Source organism: Allofournierella massiliensis (assembly GCF_004345265.1).
Classification (GTDB): domain Bacteria; phylum Bacillota; class Clostridia; order Oscillospirales; family Ruminococcaceae; genus Allofournierella; species Allofournierella massiliensis.
The window spans coordinates 35425-53117 of sequence record NZ_SLUM01000002.1 but is presented as its reverse complement, the minus strand read 5'-3'; the positions used below and the strand labels follow the sequence as shown (position 1 = coordinate 53117).

17 protein-coding genes are annotated in these 17693 nt (G+C 59.6%); 16 read left to right on the top strand and 1 reads right to left on the bottom strand.

All coding sequences use genetic code 11. The annotated features are described in order from the left end of the window. Positions 1 to 78 precede the first annotated feature (78 nt). From EDD77_RS01390 to EDD77_RS01335, 12 genes are all read left to right on the top strand, one after another. Complete coding sequence (locus tag EDD77_RS01390; protein ID WP_058966138.1) at positions 79 to 1680, top strand: ABC transporter substrate-binding protein; 1602 nt, start codon at positions 79 to 81, stop codon at positions 1678 to 1680. A 75-nt stretch (positions 1681 to 1755) separates the two neighbouring features. Further along, on the top strand, positions 1756 to 2751 hold the full coding sequence (locus EDD77_RS01385; RefSeq protein ID WP_341439637.1) for an ABC transporter permease: 996 nt from the start codon (positions 1756 to 1758) through the stop codon (positions 2749 to 2751). After that, a complete protein-coding gene (locus EDD77_RS01380; protein WP_058966136.1) occupies positions 2748 to 3593 on the top strand; it encodes an ABC transporter permease in 846 nt (281 codons plus the stop codon). The genes EDD77_RS01385 and EDD77_RS01380 overlap by 4 nt, the downstream gene beginning before the upstream one ends. Continuing rightward, a complete protein-coding gene (locus EDD77_RS01375; RefSeq protein ID WP_058966134.1) occupies positions 3593 to 4534 on the top strand; it encodes an ABC transporter ATP-binding protein in 942 nt (313 codons plus the stop codon). The genes EDD77_RS01380 and EDD77_RS01375 overlap by 1 nt, the downstream gene beginning before the upstream one ends. Then, a complete protein-coding gene (locus EDD77_RS01370) occupies positions 4531 to 5127 on the top strand; it encodes an ABC transporter ATP-binding protein (protein WP_058966132.1) in 597 nt (198 codons plus the stop codon). Before EDD77_RS01375 ends, EDD77_RS01370 begins: the two co-directional genes overlap by 4 nt. A 48-nt stretch (positions 5128 to 5175) precedes the next feature. Beyond that, on the top strand, positions 5176 to 5928 hold the full coding sequence (gene larE / locus EDD77_RS01365; RefSeq protein WP_058966130.1) for an ATP-dependent sacrificial sulfur transferase LarE: 753 nt from the start codon (positions 5176 to 5178) through the stop codon (positions 5926 to 5928). A 2-nt stretch (positions 5929 to 5930) separates the two neighbouring features. Beyond that, positions 5931 to 6689, top strand: a complete 759-nt coding sequence (larB, locus tag EDD77_RS01360; RefSeq protein ID WP_058966128.1) for a nickel pincer cofactor biosynthesis protein LarB — start codon at positions 5931 to 5933, stop codon at positions 6687 to 6689. After that, positions 6689 to 8125 carry a nickel pincer cofactor biosynthesis protein LarC gene (gene larC, locus EDD77_RS01355; protein ID WP_058966126.1) on the top strand — a complete coding sequence of 479 codons (1437 nt, stop codon included), beginning with the start codon at positions 6689 to 6691 and terminating at the stop codon, positions 8123 to 8125. The genes larB and larC overlap by 1 nt, the downstream gene beginning before the upstream one ends. A gap of 370 nt (positions 8126 to 8495) precedes the next feature. Beyond that, a complete protein-coding gene (gene potA, locus EDD77_RS01350) occupies positions 8496 to 9536 on the top strand; it encodes a spermidine/putrescine ABC transporter ATP-binding protein (RefSeq protein ID WP_058966125.1) in 1041 nt (346 codons plus the stop codon). A gap of 4 nt (positions 9537 to 9540) precedes the next feature. Further along, on the top strand, positions 9541 to 10353 hold the full coding sequence (locus tag EDD77_RS01345) for an ABC transporter permease (protein ID WP_058966123.1): 813 nt from the start codon (positions 9541 to 9543) through the stop codon (positions 10351 to 10353). After that, entirely contained in the window at positions 10353 to 11213 is an 861-nt protein-coding gene (locus EDD77_RS01340; protein ID WP_058966121.1) for an ABC transporter permease, read from the top strand. The genes EDD77_RS01345 and EDD77_RS01340 overlap by 1 nt, the downstream gene beginning before the upstream one ends. A 16-nt stretch (positions 11214 to 11229) precedes the next feature. Beyond that, on the top strand, positions 11230 to 12477 hold the full coding sequence (locus EDD77_RS01335) for an ABC transporter substrate-binding protein (protein ID WP_058966119.1): 1248 nt from the start codon (positions 11230 to 11232) through the stop codon (positions 12475 to 12477). A 78-nt stretch (positions 12478 to 12555) separates the two neighbouring features. On the opposite strand, the gene EDD77_RS01330 is transcribed toward EDD77_RS01335, so the two are convergent. Next, complete coding sequence (locus EDD77_RS01330) at positions 12556 to 12864, bottom strand: hypothetical protein (protein WP_058966117.1); 309 nt, start codon at positions 12862 to 12864, stop codon at positions 12556 to 12558. Positions 12865 to 13046: 182 nt separating this feature from the next. Here EDD77_RS01330 and EDD77_RS01325 point away from each other — a divergent pair, with 182 nt between their 5' ends. From EDD77_RS01325 to EDD77_RS01310, 4 genes are all read left to right on the top strand, one after another. Next, the gene (locus EDD77_RS01325; protein WP_172733300.1) at positions 13047 to 13772 is read left to right on the top strand and encodes an acyl-[acyl-carrier-protein] thioesterase; all 726 of its coding nucleotides are present in this window, start codon (positions 13047 to 13049) and stop codon (positions 13770 to 13772) included. Between the two features lie 329 nt (positions 13773 to 14101). Next, complete coding sequence (gene serC / locus EDD77_RS01320) at positions 14102 to 15184, top strand: 3-phosphoserine/phosphohydroxythreonine transaminase (RefSeq protein WP_058966113.1); 1083 nt, start codon at positions 14102 to 14104, stop codon at positions 15182 to 15184. 15 nt (positions 15185 to 15199) lie between these two features. Continuing rightward, the gene (locus EDD77_RS01315; protein WP_058966111.1) at positions 15200 to 16339 is read left to right on the top strand and encodes a 3-phosphoglycerate dehydrogenase; all 1140 of its coding nucleotides are present in this window, start codon (positions 15200 to 15202) and stop codon (positions 16337 to 16339) included. A gap of 25 nt (positions 16340 to 16364) precedes the next feature. After that, the gene (locus EDD77_RS01310; RefSeq protein ID WP_058966109.1) at positions 16365 to 17678 is read left to right on the top strand and encodes a DUF1015 domain-containing protein; all 1314 of its coding nucleotides are present in this window, start codon (positions 16365 to 16367) and stop codon (positions 17676 to 17678) included. Positions 17679 to 17693: the final 15 nt, after the last annotated feature.

Here is a 17693-nt window from a genome sequence, read left to right as displayed (position 1 = left end):
CCCTTTGCCTGCGTGGTTTTTTTGTGCCCGCCCGGGGTGCGTCTGCGCGGCAAGCTCAGCAAAAGAAAGGAAATGACGATGAAGAAAACCAAGATCCTTGCGGCGATCATGGCCCTGTGTCTGGCAATTGGCGCGGCGGGCTGCGGTCAGGTAAGCCAGTCCACAGCTTCGGCCAGCACTGCCAGCCAGCAGCAGACCGATACCGTGGTGGTGGCGATGAATGTGGAATCCGAACCGGCATCCGGCTTTGACCCGGCCTATGGCTGGGGAGCGGGCGAGCATGTGCACGAGCCGCTGATCCAGAGCACACTGGTGGTTACCAATGCGGATATGAGCATCGGCTATGACCTTGCCACCGACATGCAGGTCAGCGAGGATGGCCTGACCTGGACGGTCATCATCCGGGATGACGTGAAGTTCACCGACGGCGAGCCCCTCACTGCGTCGGATGTGGCCTTTACTTATAATACGGTGAAGGCAGAGAGCACCGTGAACGATTTCACCATGCTGGACAGTGCCGAGGCGGTGGATGATACCACCGTGGTATTTCACATGAACCGGCCCTATTCCACCTGGCCCTATTCCATGGCCGTGGTGGGCATCGTGCCGGAGCATGCCTACGGCCCGGACTACGGCCAGAATCCCATCGGTTCCGGCCGCTACATCCTCAAGCAGTGGGACAAGGGCCAGCAGGTGATTCTGGAAGCCAACCCGGACTATTACGGCGAGGAAGTGAAGATGAAAAAGGTGGTGATCCTCTTCATGAGCGAGGATGCTGCCTTTGCCGCCGCCAAGGCCGGTCAGGTGGATGTGGCCTACACTGCCGCCTCCTACACCGACCAGACCATTGATGGCTTTGATCTGCTGGCGGTGAAAACCGTGGATAACCGGGGTATCAACCTGCCCGCGGTAGCAGAGGAAAACGGCATCGGCAATGATTTCACCGCCGATGTGCGGGTGCGTCAGGCCATCAATATCGGCTTTGACCGGCAGGAAATGATCGACAATGTGCTGAACGGCTACGGCACCCCGGCTTACAGTGTGTGTGACGGCATGCCCTGGTACTCTGAGGCGGACGAGGTGACCTACGATCCTCAGAAGGCCGCCGCTCTGCTGGAGGAAGCGGGCTGGGTTCTAAACAGCGACGGCGTGCGGGACAGTGACGGCGTGCGGGAGAAGGACGGCCAGACCGCCAGTCTGAACCTGCTGTACCCCATGGGCGATTCCACCCGCCAGGCACTTGCGGCCGACATGGCCAACCAGCTGGCTGAGCTGGGCATCCAGACCAGCACCGAGGGTGTGGGCTGGGATACCGCCTATGACCGGGCTCAGAATACTCCGCTGGTCTGGGGCTGGGGAACTCACAGCCCCATGGAGATGTACAATATCTACCACACGGTGGGCGATCTGGCCCGGTATTCTCCCTATGCCAATGCTCGGGTGGATGAGCTGATGGACCAGGCATTGGCCTGCAGCGATCTGGAAGAGTCCTACGCGCTGTGGCAGCAGGCCCAGTCGGAGGAGATCGTGAACGACGTGCCCTGGGTCTGGATGGTGAATGTGGATCATCTGTACTGGGTGAATCAGAATCTGGAAGTGGCGCAGCAGAAGCTGCATCCCCATGGCCACGGCTGGTCGCTGGTGAACAACGTGGACCAGTGGACCTGGAACCAGGCCTGACCGAAGACAAAGCGGCCGCATTGCTTTGAACGGAGCAGTGCGGCTGCCCGTTAGGAAAAAGGAGAAGAAGTTTTTATGGCAAAACGAATGGCCCGCATGGCGGTCAGGCAGCTGATCCGGATGCTGCTGCTGATCTTCTGCGCCAGTCTGGCAGCCTTTGTGCTGCTGAGCCTGTCTCCCATCGACCCGCTGCAGCAGAATGTGGGCCAGGCGGCGATGGGCAGCATGAGCGCGGAGCAAATCGAGCGCCTTCAGGCCTACTGGGGTGTGGATACCCCGTCCCTGGAACGGTTCGCAGCCTGGGTGAGCGGAATGCTGCAGGGAGATTTCGGTGTCTCGCTGCTTTACCGCCAGCCAGTGCTTACGGTGATTGGCGCAAAGCTGGCAAATTCCCTCTGGCTGCTGGTGTTGGCCTGGGTGATTTCCGGTCTGCTGGGCTTCGGCCTGGGCGTACTGGCCGGAGCGACGCAGGGCCGCTGGCCGGACAAGCTGATTCGGGGCTGGTCCATGATCATTGCCAGCACGCCCGCCTTCTGGGTGGCACTGCTCTTGTTGATGATTTTCGGCGTCTGGCTCAAACTTTTGCCGGTGGGCCTCAGTGTACCCATCGGACTGGAAGCCACCGCCGTTACCCTGGCGGACAGGCTGCGGCATGCAATCCTTCCGGCGCTGGCTCTCAGCATCACCGGCACCGCATCGGTCTGCCTGCACACCCGGCAGAAGACCATTCAGGCGCTGGAGTCGGATTTTGTGCTGTTCGCCCGGGCCAGAGGTGAGAGCGGGAAGGGCATTCTGCTGCGCCATGTGCTGCGGCATGTGCTGCTGCCTGCCATCACCCTGCAGTTTGCCAGCCTGGGTGAGCTGTTGGGCAGCTCGGTGCTGGTGGAAGAGGTGTTCTCCTATCCGGGCCTTGGTCAGGCTACAGTGACGGCAGGCCTTGGCGGAGATCTTCCGCTGTTGCTGGGCATCACGGTAATCTGCAGCGCCATGGTCTTCGGTGCAAACTTCGCGGCGGACTGCCTGTATGGTCTGGTGGACCCCCGCATCCGAAAGGGGGCGGGCAGGACATGAAGCGGATTTTGAACAATTTACGCCAGCCCCGAACCGCTGCGCTGATCCGGCTGGTTTTTGCCGCTGCAATTCTGCTGGCGGTTATGATCGCCGGCATGGCATGCCGGGAGCAGGCCCTTGCCACAGATTTCACGCGCAAGAATCTGGCGCCCTGTGCCGAATATCTGTTCGGTACGGACTGGATGGGCCGGGATATGCTTACCCGCACCCTGAGCGGACTTTCTTTGAGCATCCGCATCGGTGTGGTTACCGCAGCGGTGAGCGCAGTGGTGGCGCTGGCGGCGGGCGTGAGCGCCGCATTGCTGGGCCGCTGGGCAGACAGCGCCCTCACCTGGCTGATTGATCTGTTTATGGGAATTCCTCACATTCTGCTGCTGGTGCTTATTTCCTGCGCCTGCGGACGTGGGTTCTGGGGTGTGACCATCGGCATCGTGGCCATCCACTGGATGAGCCTTGCACGGCTGATCCGGGGTGAGGTGATGCAGCTGCGGCAGAGCGGCTATGTGCAAGTGGCCCGCAAGCTGGGAGCATCCCCGGCAGCCATCGCGGTCCGGCACATTCTGCCCGGCGTGCTGCCCCAGTTCTTCACCGGGCTGGTGCTGCTGTTTCCCCACGCTATCCTCCACGAGGCCAGTGTGACCTTCCTGGGCTTCGGTCTGACCAGCGAACAGCCCGCGGTGGGCGTGATTCTTTCGGAAAGTATGCAGTATCTAGCCACCGGCCGCTGGTGGCTGGCGCTGTTGCCCGGCATCTGTCTGGTGGCGGTGGTGCTGCTGTTTGAGCTGGCGGGCAAAAGCCTGGCCGCGCTTTGGTCAGTGAACGCGGAACAGGAGGCGGCATAATGGAAGAAAACAGACAAAAAGCCCCGCTGCTGCAGGTGCAGGGGCTCACCGTTTCCTTTTCCCGGTATGCAAAGGGCTTCCGGCGGGTGACGCTGCCCGGCGTGCGGGATCTGAGCTTTTCGCTGGATGAAGGCGAGCTGGTGGCGGTGGTCGGTGCTTCCGGAAGCGGAAAGAGCCTGCTGGCCCATCGGCTGCTGGGTATCCTGCCTCACAATGCCCAGGTGGGCGGGCAGGTACTCTACCGGGACCAGCCGCTGGACGACCGGCTGGCCGGGAAACTGCGGGGACATGAAATTGTACTGGTTCCCCAGAATGTGTCCTACCTGGACCCGCTGATGCAGGTGGGGGAGCAGGTAAAGGGAGAAAAAGGCGATGCACAAAAGGCTTCGGCGGCGCTGCGGCGTTACGGGCTTGGTTCTGAGGTGGAAAAAATGTATCCCTTTCAGCTGTCCGGCGGCATGGCCCGGCGGGTGCTGATCGCCACCGCGGTACAGCACACCCCGAAGCTGGTGGTGGCGGACGAGCCCACCCCCGGCCTGCATCCCGAAGCGGCCCGGCGGGTGCTGGGCCACTTTAAGGAGCTGGCCCAGGCAGGCGCGGGCGTGCTGCTGATTACCCACGATCTGGAGGCCGCACTGGAAGTGGCGGACCGGGTGATCGTGCTCTATGCGGGCGCAGCGGTAGAGGAGGCTCCGGCGGCCAGCTTTGCAGCAAAGGAGTTGCTGCAGCACCCGTATACGCAGGCCCTCTGGCAGGCCAGCCCCAACCATGGCTTTGTTCCGCTGCCTGGTACTCAGCCGGTGGGCCAGCTGCCGGCAGGTTGTGCTTTCGCACCACGCTGCCCCAAGGCGGGGCCGGAATGTCATGAGGGTGCGGTCGCCTATGAAAAACGGGGTGCAGGCTATGTGCGCTGCCTGCACCCGGAAGGAGAACAGCTATGACGCTGGAAGCAAAGAATCTCTGCTTTACCTATCCTTGCGGGAGAAGCGTGCTGCAGAACCTGTCCCTGCGGGTGGAAGGCGGCGAGCGAGTGGGTATTTTCGCCCCCAGTGGACGGGGTAAGACCACCCTGTGCAAGCTGCTGGCGGGCTACGAGAAGCCCCAGTCCGGCCAGGTGTTGCTGGACGGCAAGTCTCTTGCCAGCTATCGGGGCTACTGCCCGGTGCAGCTGATCTGGCAGCATCCGGAGCAGGTGGTGGACCCCCGCCTGACGTTAGGGAAAACCCTGCGGGAGGCAGGGGAGCCGGAAGAACGGCTGGTTCAGGCGCTGGGCATCCAGCCGGAATGGCTCAGCCGTTATCCGGCAGAGCTGTCCGGCGGTGAACTGCAGCGGTTCTGCATCGCCCGGGCACTGGGTCCTGCCACCCGATTTGTGCTGGCGGATGAACTCAGCGCCATGCTGGATCTGGCAACCCAGGCACAGCTGTGGAGCTTTCTGGTGGAGGAAACCACACGCCGCGGCATTGGACTGGTGGCCGTAAGCCACTCCGCCCCCCTGCTGGACCGGGTGTGTACCCGCCGGATCGAGCTGTGAAACCCGTTTCAAACGATGTATAATAAAGAATAAGGAGAAACCACCCACATGACACTGCAGGAGTTCTTTACCCGGCATCCCCGTCTGGCTTTAGGCTTTTCCGGCGGCGTGGATTCCGCCTATCTGCTGGCCGAGGCCGTGCGCTGTGGCTGCCGGATTCAGCCCTATTTTGTGGACAGCCCCTTTCAGCCCCGCTTTGAGCTGGAGCATGCCCGCCGCCTGTGCGAAGAACAGGGGGTGGAACTGAAGGTACTGCCCGCCCAGCCACTGGCGGACGAAAACGTGCGGCAGAACGGTCCGCTGCGTTGCTATTACTGCAAAAAGCAGGTGTTCGGAGCGATTCTGGCCGCTGCCAAAGCGGACGGCTTCGAAGAGATTATCGACGGAACCAATGCCTCGGATGATGCATCCGACCGCCCCGGCATGCGGGCTCTGGAAGAGATGCGGGTCTACAGTCCGCTGCGGCTGTGCGGCGTGACCAAGGCCCAGGTGCGGCAGGCATCCCGGGAACTGGGCCTGTTCACCTGGAACAAGCCCGCCTATGCCTGCCTTGCCACCCGCATTCCCACCGGTACTGCCATTACCACCGAGGCGTTGCAGCGGGTGGAAGCGGCGGAAAACGAGCTGTTCCGGCTGGGCTTTTCCGATTTTCGGGTGCGCTGCGTAGGCGACACAGCCAAGCTGCAGCTGCCCGACGCCCAGTTCAGCAAGGCGCTGGAGCAGCGGAAAGAGCTTGTGAAGGCATTGAAGCCGCAGTTTGCGGCGGTCGTATTGGATCTGGAACCCCGAGGGGAGGAATAACAATGGAAAAACAGGAAATGCTGGCCCTGCTGGAACAGGTGCAGCAGGGAGCGCTCACGCCCGAGCAGGCGCTGCTTCAGATGAAGCTGCAACCTTTTCAGGACCTGGGCTATGCCAAGGTGGACCACCACCGGGGCCTGCGTCAGGGCGCGCAGGAAGTAATCTACGGCGCGGGCAAGACCGCCGAGCAGATCGACGGCATCCTCACAGCCATGGAAAGCCGGGATGCCACCGACATCATCGTGACCCGCATGAATCAGCAGTCGGCGGATTATGTGGCGCAGCGCCATCCGATGGACTACGACCCCATGTCCCGGTTGGGTATCGTGCACCCCACCGGAAAAATCACCGCACCCGGCTACATTGCCGTGGTCTCCGGAGGTACCAGTGATATGGCGGTCTGCGAGGAGGCTGCCCGCACCGCCATCGCCATGGGCAATAAGGTGGAGCGGCTGTATGATGTGGGCGTGGCCGGGCTGCACCGGCTGCTGTCCAAGCTGGATGTGCTGATGCAGGCCCGTGTGGTGATTGCCGTGGCAGGCATGGAGGGCGCACTGGCCAGCGTGGTGGGCGGTCTCGTGGACTGCCCGGTGATCGCAGTGCCCACCAGCGTAGGCTATGGGGCCAACTTTGGCGGCCTGTCGGCGCTGCTGTCCATGCTTAACTCCTGCGCCAGCGGGGTGAGCGTGGTGAACATCGACAACGGATTCGGTGCAGGCTATCTGGCCAGCATGATCAATCACATGGGAGGAAATGCGTGATGAAAACCTTATACATCGAATGTGCCATGGGTGCGGCGGGGGATATGCTCACCGCTGCGCTGCTGGATTTGCTGAGCCCGGAGGAGCAGCAGGCATTTCTGGAGCAGATGAACCGGTTGCTGCCCGGGGTACAGGTCAAGGCAACCCCGGCGCAGAAGTGCGGTGTGCAGGGCCTGCATGTGCAGGTTCTGGTGAACGGGGAAGAGGAGCACAGCCACGATCATGGCCCGGTTCATCCGGAGGTGCATGCAGCTCCGGCCGTTCATGACCATCCCCACGAGCATGCGCATGAACACGACCACCATCATGACCATGAGCATCCCCATGATCACGTACACGAGCATCCTCATGAGCATGATCACGAACATGAACATGAGCATGACCACGATCATCATGAGCATAGTCATGACCATATGCACGAGCACGGCCACGACCATCCCCATGAACACGACCATGGCCATGAGCACCATCATCACGCCACCATGGCCTGGGTGGAACATACCATTCAGGAAACTGCTTTGCCCCCGGAGGTAAAGGAGCAGGCGCTGCAGGTTTACTACGCCATTGCGCAGGCAGAAAGCGCTGCCCACGGCTGCCCGGTGGACCAGGTTCATTTCCACGAAGTAGGTGCGCTGGATGCTGTGGCGGATGTGACCGCTGTCTGCCTGCTGATGCACATGCTGGCGCCGGAAAAGATTGTTGTCAGCCCGGTACATCTGGGCAGCTGTCAGGTGCGCTGCGCCCACGGTATTCTGCCGGTGCCTGCGCCTGCCACAGCCTATATTCTGCAGGGAGTTCCCGCCTACACCGGTTCCATTCGTGGGGAGCTGTGCACCCCCACCGGCGCGGCATTGCTCAAGACCTTTGCTCAGTCCTTTGGCTCCATGCCGGTCATGGTCACCGAAAAGGTGGGCATCGGTGTGGGCAACAAGGATTTTGAAGCCGCCAACGTGCTGCGGGTGTTCTGGGGCAGCGATGCCAGCCAGGCACAGCAGGAGAGCGACCAGATTGTGGAACTGCGCTGCAATCTGGACGATATGACCGGCGAGGCCATTGGCTACGCTTCGGAGCTGCTGCTGGAAGAGGGCGCGCTGGATGTGTACACGGTGCCCATCCAGATGAAAAAGAGCCGCCCGGCGGTGATGCTCTGCTGCCTGTGTCATGCGCCCCAGCGGGATAAACTCACCCAGCTGATGCTGCGCCACACCACCACCTGGGGCGTTCGCGCCAGCGTGATGGATCGCAGCGTGCTCACCACCCGCATGGTGCCGGTGAAGACCAAGTACGGGGTCGTCCGCGTCAAGCAGGGGACCGGCTACGGGGTAAAAAAGTGCAAGGTGGAATACGTCGATATGGCTGCCGCCGCCGCACAGGCCGGGGTGGAGCTTGCCAAGGTGGAGCGCGCCGCCCGCAAGGCCTTCAAAAAGCAGGGCTGAACCCTGTGTAAAACCTGAGAAAAATCCTTGTGAATAAAAGAAAACGCAAGGATGAAAGAGTAAACCAAAAATAAACGGGTAAAACGCTGGATTTCCGCTTGCAGGCAAGGAAATCCAGCGTTTTTCTGCATTTTTTGAAAAACTGCTTGACATTGCCAGGTCCAGCTTGTATAGTAGCAGTTGTGCCCGGCACTCTATAAGGGGGAAGTGCGCTCTTTTGCCGGGCATATAGGCGCTGGACGTACCGCTGCAACCGCCAAAACCAACAGGGTTTTGGCTGGTGTAACAAACCTTTTGCGGGGTGGTACCATGTGCGCCGCCTGTGTATGCAAACCACGGCGAAATTCCGCAAAGGGGGAATCATAAAACAATGAGTAAGATCGTATCACTGCAGAACATTGTTGTTGGCTTCGACGGGGAGAACGTGCTCAACGGTCTCTCGCTGGACATTCACGACAAGGAGTTCGTTACCTTCCTGGGCCCTTCCGGCTGCGGCAAGACAACGACCCTCCGAGTCATTGGCGGATTTGTCCAGCCGAGCTCCGGCAATGTTTTTTTTGACGGGCAGGACATCACCAATCTGCCGCCCTACAAGCGCCAGGTGAACACCGTGTTCCAGAAATACGCCCTGTTCCCGCACCTGAATGTGTACGAGAACGTGGCCTTCGGCCTGCGGCTGAAGAAGATGGACGAGAAGGAAATCCGCAGCCGCGTGCTGGAAATGCTGGAAGTGGTGGGCCTGAAGGGCTTCGAGCGCCGCGACACCACCAACCTGTCCGGCGGTCAGCAGCAGCGTGTGGCCATCGCTCGCGGCTTGGTGAATCATCCCCGGGTGCTTTTGCTGGACGAGCCTCTCGGCGCGCTGGACCTGAAGCTGCGCAAGGAGATGCAGCTGGAGCTCAAGCGGCTGCAGCAGGCCATGAACATCACCTTCATTTATGTTACCCACGACCAGGAAGAGGCCCTCACCATGTCCGATACGGTGGTGGTCATGAAGGACGGCAACATCCAGCAGATCGGCAGCCCCATCGATATCTACAACGAGCCGGAGAACGCCTTTGTAGCCTCCTTCATCGGCGAGAGCAATATCATCGACGGCATTATGCTGCGGGACTTCTGTGTGGAATTTGCCGGCAATGAGTTTGCCTGCGTGGACAAGGGCTTTGCCCACAACGAGCTGGTGCAGGTGGTCATCCGCCCGGAGGACATCCAGGTGGTGCCCGCCATTCAAGGCCAGCTCACCGGCGTGGTCAAGGAAGTGATCTTCAAGGGCGTTCACTACGAGATGCGGGTGGAGCAGGCCGGCTATGAGTGGATTATCCATTCCACCCAGGCCAGCGCTCCCGGCGAGCTGATCGGCATGTGCATCGGGCCGGATGAGATCCACATTATGACCCGCACGGAGGGTTAAGGCCATGATCAAGAACCGTAAACTGGCCGCGCCTTACCTGGTGTGGATGGTTGTGTTCATCCTGGTGCCGCTGGCCATCGTCACTTATTTCGCCTTTACCGACAAGGCAGGCAACTTTACCCTGGAAAACCTGATGATCATCGGGCAGTACAGCACGGTATTCGTGCGCAGTCTGCTGCTGGCGGCGGAAGCCACCGTGATCTGCCTGGTGCTCAGCTTCCCGGTCAGCTATTTTCTCTCCCGCCAGCGTGCGGCCAAGCAGAAGATTTTCCTTATGCTGGTCATGCTGCCCATGTGGATGAACTTTCTGCTGCGCACCTACGCCTGGATGAGCCTTCTGGAGAACAACGGCATCATCAACCGGATTCTGGGCTTCTTCGGCATCGGACCCTTCCAGATGATCTACACCAGCGGCGCGGTTGTGCTGGGCATGGTGTATAACTTCTTGCCCTACATGATTCTGCCGCTGTACACCGCCATGACCAAGATCGACAACAGCGTCATCGAGGCCGCACAGGATCTGGGCGCAGGTATGTTCAAGACCCTGACCAAGGTGCTGATTCCTCTGTCCGCCCCCGGTATCGCCACCGGCATCACCATGGTGTTCGTACCCAGCGTTTCCACCTTTATCATCAGCCGGATGCTGGGCGGTGGCTCCAACATGCTCATCGGTGACCTGATTGAGCTGCAGTTCCTGGGCAACAGCTACAACTACAACCTGGGCAGTGCGCTCAGTCTGGTGCTGATGGTGATCGTGCTGCTGTGCATGAGCTTCACCAACGGCTTTGACGACGAGGATATGGAGGGCGTGGTGTAATGAAAAAGCAACATTTGGCCGCCCTGCAAAAGGTTTATCTGTGCCTGATTTTCTCGTTCCTGTATGTGCCCATCGCGGTGATGATGGTGTTCAGCTTCAACGAGAGCAAAAGCCGCACCCTGTTCACCGGCTTCACCCTGAAGTGGTACCAGAGCCTGCTGCACAACGAAATGATTCTGGAAGCCCTGTGGCTCAGCCTGGTGGTGGCTTTCCTGGCCGCCACCGTGGCCACTATTCTGGGCGTGATGGCCTCCATTGGTATCAGCGGTATGAAAAAACGCACCCAGGGTGTGATCAATACCGTGAGCTACCTGCCGGTGGTCAACCCGGAGATCATCACCGGTGTTTCGCTGATGATGCTGTTCGTGGTGTATGTGAACATCGCCCATTGGCTGAACTCCAATCCGTCGGTGCCCGGCTTTCTGAAATTCCTGCCGGAGAACATCTTCGGCTTCGGCACCCTGCTCATCGCCCACATCACCTTCTGCGTGCCCTACGTGATTTTCAATGTGGCGCCCAAGCTGCGCCGCATGGACGTGCGCATGTATGAGGCGGCGCTGGATCTGGGCTGCAATCCCCGTCAGGCTTTCTTCAAGGTGGTCCTGCCGGAGCTGATGCCCGCCATCCTCTCCGCCTTCCTGATCAGCCTGACCTACTCCATCGATGATTTCATCATCTCTTACTTCAGCTGCGGCACGCTGCAGACGCTGCCCATTGCCATCTACAGCATGACCCGCAAAAAGGTCAGCCCGGAGATCAACGCTCTGTCCACCATCATGTTCGTGGCCATTCTGTGCATCATCCTGGTGAGCAACGCACTGGAAAGCCGCAGCTACCGCAAAAAGCGGATCAAAGAATAAGGGGAGGATGCGAGCGATGAAAAAAGTAATCAGCCTGCTGCTGACCCTGGTGCTGGCGGCCGGAAGTCTTGCCCTTCCCACCTTTGCGGCGGAGGACAAGATTCAGGTCACCGAGGATATCTCGGTCAGCGCTGACTACGACTGGACCCGGTTCAAGGGGCAGAACGTCTCCCTGAATGTTTACAACTGGGGCCTTTATATCTCGGACGGCTCGGATGAAAGCGTGGATGTAATCTCCGCCTTTGAAGAGCTGACCGGCATCAAGGTCAATTACACCACCTTCGACACCAACGAAAGCATGTACGCCAAGCTGAAAAGCGGCGGCGCCAGCTACGATGTGATCTTCCCCAGCGACTACATGCTGGGCAAGATGGCCAACGAAGGGATGCTGCTGCCCCTGAACAAGGAGAACATTCCCAATCTGGCAGGCATTTCCGAGCTGTATCTGGATAAGGAATACGACCCGGGCAATGTGTACAGCGTGCCTTACATGTGGTGTATGGTGGGCATCACCTACAACAAGGATATGGTGGATGAAGCGGATCTGGAGCAGGGCTGGAACCTGCTGTGGGATCCCCGCTACACCGGCCAGATTCTGCAGTTCAACAACAGCCGCGACTGCTTTGCCATGGCCCTCAAGACCCTTGGCCGCAGCATGAATCCCACCAGCACTCAGGACATCGACGATGCTCTGGTCAAGCTGCAGGAGCAGAAGCCTCTGGTGCAGGCCTATGTGATGGATGAGGTGTTCGACAAGATGGAGGGCGGCGAGGCTGCGCTGGCCCCCTACTACACCGGCGACGGCCTGACCATGATTGCCGAGAACCCCAGCCTGGGCATGTTCATTCCCGAGGAGGGCACTCTGCAGTGCGTGGACGCCATGTGCATTCCTGCTTCCAGCCAGAACCAGGAAGCGGCGGAGATGTTCATCAACTACATGTGCGAGGTGGATGTGGCGCTGCAGAACACGCTGTTCGTCCAGTATACCTCCCCGGTGGAGGCAGTGCGTGAGCTGCTGCCCGCCGAACTGCGGGACAGTGAGCTGATGTATCCCGATCCGGAGCTGATCGAGCGCAGCGAGTATCCCAGCGTTATCTCGGATGAGCTGAACAGCGCCATGGATATGGCCTGGAGCCAGATGAAGAGCTTCGACGATACCGGCAACCAGTGGCTGGTTCCGGTGTTCCTGCTGGTGGCCATCGCCATGACGGTGTTCAACGTGTGGCGCCGTCGTGCCCGCAAAAAGCGCCGTCAGATGTATTAATCAAAATTAAAAAGCCTGTTCCCGATTCCGGATTTCCGGAAGGGGAACAGGCTTTTTTATCATGTCACAAAACCGGGCTCAAAGAACCCAGAACAGCAGGCTGAGCGCAAGGAAGGCGAGAATCAGGGTCGAGACCCATTTGCCCCAACCGGCCAGCCGATGGCTGGAAAAACGCCAGCCCAGCACCGCGGCAGGTACAAACAGAAGAATCGCCGCGTAGGGGGGATAGTGCAGGCCGCTGCTGCCGGCAGACCAGGCGGAAAGGCCCGCCAGAGAAAAGATCGCATCGCCCAGGCAGAAGCCGCCGGGAAGATTGCAGGAAAACAGGACACCCAAAAGACAGAGGGGAACCGACAGGGAACCGGCCCCCCAGGGCTTTTGCACCATTGCATATGCCTCCTTTTATCGGCCCGGAAACCGGGTCCGAATGTTTGTCAGAACAGGTCTTCTTTAGTATAGCACGCGGGGAAAGCAACGGCAAGCCGCCGAGTAAAAACAGCGGCCTATCTGGCGGAAATTTGTGCTATAATAAAAAGGAAATTTCAATGCAAAAGAAGGCGAAAAAGAAAATGCAGGAGCTGACTACCTACACCCAGACCTTTCGGGTGAAGGACACCGATTGCGATCTGAATGGATACCTGATGCCCGGCGCATTTCTGCGTATGGTGCAGCAGCTTTCCACCGATCACTGCGAGGCAATCGGGCTGAATCAGGAATTTTACGAAAAGAACAATGCGATTTTTCTCATGGCGAAAATGGCCCTTCAGTGGGAGCGGGTTCCCCGCTGCGGCGAGGTTATCACCCTGACCACCAGGCCGGAAAACTGCAAACGGGCTACCTATAAGCGTGTGACTGTGGCAAAGGATGAGCAGGGCAACACGCTGGGTCTGACCGACAGCCGATGGGTTCTGGTGGACCCGCAGGCCCGCCGTATCATCCGCCGCCCGCCTGAAGCCTTTCAGAATCTTCCCTTTGGAGCCGATGTGGAAGAGCAGCTGGACATGACCATCGAACGGCCCCGGGAGGTGGAGCAGGTGGGCCAGGCTGCTGCCTACTATACCTTCTGCGACATCAACGGCCACCTGAACAATACCCGCTACGCAGACATCGCCTGCGATGCACTGCCGCTGGAACAGCTGCAGCAGCGGCCGGTTCGCCGCATCAGCATCAGCTACCACAATGAGGTCCCGGCGGGCGAGCACTTTCAGGTCCAGCGGGGCAGCACGGAAAAAGGCTGGTATGTATCCGGCACCCGTGAGGGAAAATGTTGCTTTGAGGCAGAGTTGATTCTCTAAGCCACGCATTCCACGATACAATAAATGTTACGATAAGGCGCTTTTGTGCAGGATGCTTTTTCAGAGCCCACTGGCTTTGTAGTGATGCTGCATGAGGGCGCCTTGTTTATTCCAGGGCGAAAAACACAAGAGTGTATTTGTACAGCACACACAATTGGCTATATGACGGACAGTTCCAAAGGATCGACCGTTAAAGTTGTGAAAAACGGCAGTTGTTATTTCCATTCCGATGTGATAATGTATTTAGTAAGCTAAAGCAATGAATTGATGCGGCGACAAAGAATGCTGCCCGTTGCTGGCAAATCTGAAACAAAAGGAGTGGATCGAGAATGAGCAGAGTGTACAACTTTTCCGCCGGACCGGCGATGCTTCCCGAGGAGGTGCTGCGCCAGTCTTCTGCGGAAATGCTGGACTATCAGGGCTGCGGCATGAGCGTAATGGAGATGAGCCATCGATCCAGTTCCTTTCAGAACATTCTGGATCAGGCCCAGCAGGATCTGATGGATCTGCTGGCATTGCCGGGCAATTACAAGGTGTTGTTTTTGCAGGGCGGCGCATCCCAGCAGTTTGCCATGGTGCCCATGAACCTGATGAAAAACGGCGTGGCGGATTACATCGTCACCGGCCAGTGGGCGAAGAAAGCTTTTGCGGAGGGCGGAAAATACGGCAAGGCCAACAAGCTGGCCACCAGTGAGGATCGCACCTTCGCCTATATCCCGGATTGCACCGATCTGCCGGTTTCGCCGGATGCGGATTACGTATATATCTGCGAGAACAACACCATCTACGGCACCAAATACAAGACCCTGCCCAACACCAAGGGCAAGCCGCTGGTGGCGGACCAGTCCTCCTGCTTCTTGTCCGAACCGGTGGATGTGAGCCGTTATGGGCTGATCTTCGCCGGAGCGCAGAAGAACATCGGCCCGGCGGGCGTGGTGGTGGTTATCATCCGGGAGGATCTGATCCCGGAGGAGGTTCCGGCTTTTGTGCCCACCATGCTGCAGTACAAAATCCATGCGGACAACAATTCTTTGTACAATACACCTCCCTGCTACGGCATCTATATCTGCGGAAAGGTGTTCCAGTGGATTAAAGCCCAGGGTGGCCTGGAGGGGATGCAGCAGCGCAACCTGGAAAAGGCAAAGCTGCTGTATGATTTCCTGGATGAGAGCCGCCTGTTCCGGGGCACGGTGGACAAAAAGGATCGTTCGTTGATGAACGTTCCCTTTGTGACCGGCGACAAGGATCTGGATGCAAAATTTGTGAAGGAAGCGGCCGCCAAGGGCCTGGTGAATCTGAAGGGTCACCGCACCGTGGGCGGTATGCGCGCCTCCATCTACAACGCCATGCCGCTGGCAGGCGTGCAGACGCTGGTGGACTTCATGAAGCAGTTTGAGACCGAGAACGGCTAAGGGGGGGCGGAAACGATGACAAAGGTAACATGCCTGAACCCCATTGCCAAGGTGGGACTGGAACGATTCGGCGCGGGATATCAGCTGGATGCCCCGCTGGAGGAAGCTCAGCTGGCGCTGGTGCGCAGCGCCGACATGCACGCCATGACAGCACCTGCCGGGTTACTGGCCGTGGCCCGGGCGGGAGCCGGTGTGAATAACATTCCGTTGGACGCGCTGGCAAAACAGGGCACCGTGGTGTTCAATACCCCCGGCGCCAATGCCAACGGCGTGAAAGAACTGGTGCTGGCAGGAATGCTGCTGGCCGCCCGTGACGTGGTGGGCGGCGTGGAGTGGGTTCGCGCCAATCAGGCCGACCCGGACATCGCCAAGGACACCGAAAAAGCCAAAAAGCAGTTTGCCGGTGGTGAGATTCAGGGCAAGCGTCTGGGAATCATCGGTCTGGGCCACATCGGAGTAAAGGTGGCGAACGCCGCTCTTGCTCTGGGCATGGAGGTCTGGGCCTACACCCTGCCGGAGGGCGACGGCACCATCCCCGGCTTGGCCCAGGAGGTTCACCTGCTGGAAGGCCCCGACGAGATTTATGAAACCTGCGATTACATTACGCTGCACCTGCCGTTGAACGATGCCACCCGTCAGATGATCAATGGGGCGGTGTTCGCAAAAATGAAGCCCGGTACGGTGCTGCTGAACTTCTCCCGGGATAAACTGGTGGACGACGAGGCGCTGGCTCAAGCCATGGAGCAGGGGATTGTGCGCCGCTATGTTTCGGATTTCCCCAACCCGGCAGTGGTCCACCTGCCCGGCGCACTGGTGATTCCCCATCTGGGGGCTTCCACCGAGGAATCGGAGGACAATTGCGCCTGCATGGCAGTGGATCAGCTGAAGGCTTTTCTGGAGGAAGGCACCCTTCGCAATGCGGTGAATTACCCGGATTGCACGCTGGGCGCAAAAACTGCAGGTCCCCGTCTTTGCGTGCTGGGCGAAAATCTGGAGGAAGAGCAGCTGCTGGCACCCTGGAAGGTGCTGGCCCGCGCCGCCGCCCAAAAGGGAGAACGGTGCTGCCTGCTGGCTGATCTGGAAACCGAACCCACCCCCCAGCAGCTGGAGCAGCTTGCCGCACAGCCCGGTGTTCTGCGAGTACGCCTGATTTGACGGGTGGGGAAAGGAGAACACGACCATGCAGCGATGCACAAAACCTGCGGCCATGCTGTTGCCCGCCCCGGAGATTGATCTGGAAAAATGGGCAGTGGTGGCCTGCGATCAATACACCTCTCAGCCGGATTACTGGTGCAAGGTTCAGGAGCTGGTAGGGGATGCCCCTTCCACTTTGCGGCTGACCCTGCCGGAGATCTGGCTGGAAGAGACGGATGCACCCGAGCGAATCAAAGCAATCGGCCGAACCATGGAGGAATATCAGACAAACGGCCTGCTCCGGCCCACCGCACCCGGGATGATGCTGGTACGCCGCCAGATGGAAGGCGTGACCGCTCCCCGCTGGGGTCTGATGATGGCGGTGGATCTGGAAGCCTACGATTACCGGGAGGGCTCCAACTCTCCGATTCGCCCCACTGAGCGCACGGTGCCCCAGCGTATTCCCGCCCGGCTGGCGGTGCGGGAGGCGGCCACGCTGGAGTTGCCCCACATCCTGCTTCTGATTGATGACCCGCAGCAGTCGGTGATTGAGCCGGTGGCGGCCGTTTGCAATGAACTGGAACAAGTCTACGATACACCGCTCATGCTGGGAGGCGGTCAGCTGACCGGTTGGTTTATCCCGGAGGGGGCGCTCACCGAGAAAATCCAACAGGCGCTGGAGGCGCTGGCTGCACCGGAACATTCGAGCAAACGTTATGGCGCTCCGGCGGATGCCCCGGCTCTGCAGTTTGCCACCGGCGACGGCAACCATTCCATGGCAGCCGCCCGGGCCCGGTGGGAGCAGATTCGCGAGACCCTTACCCCGCAACAGCGGCTGGAGCATCCGGCCCGCTGGGCGCTGGCCGAGGTGGTGAATCTTCAGGATGAAAGCTTGGAGATTGAACCCATTCACCGTCTTGTGGCGGGGGTAAATCCGCAAACGGTTCTGCAGGATGCGGTAAATTATTTTACCGCACAGGGAGCACAGGCACAGCTTCTGGAGCAGGTACCGGCAAAGGAAGATCCCTGGGCCGTCCGCTGGGTGGCCGGGGAGAAAACCGGCTGGCTTTGCATTAAGCCCAATGGACGCTGGGCGCTGCCGGTGGCGGCGTTACAGGCCTTTCTGGATGATTGCCTGCCTCACTGGCAGGGAGCAAAACCGGATTACATCCACGGGGAAGAGACGCTGTGCAACCTTTGCGCCGGCGCCCAGAGCATCGGCTTCGTGCTGCCGGAGTTCCGCAAGGAGGATCTGTTCCGGGGCGTGGTGCTGGATGGCGTTCTGCCCCGAAAAACTTTTTCCATGGGCCGTGCGCAGGACAAGCGTTATTATATGGAGGCCCGCCGTATTATGCCGTGATCGGCGAAACGCGCC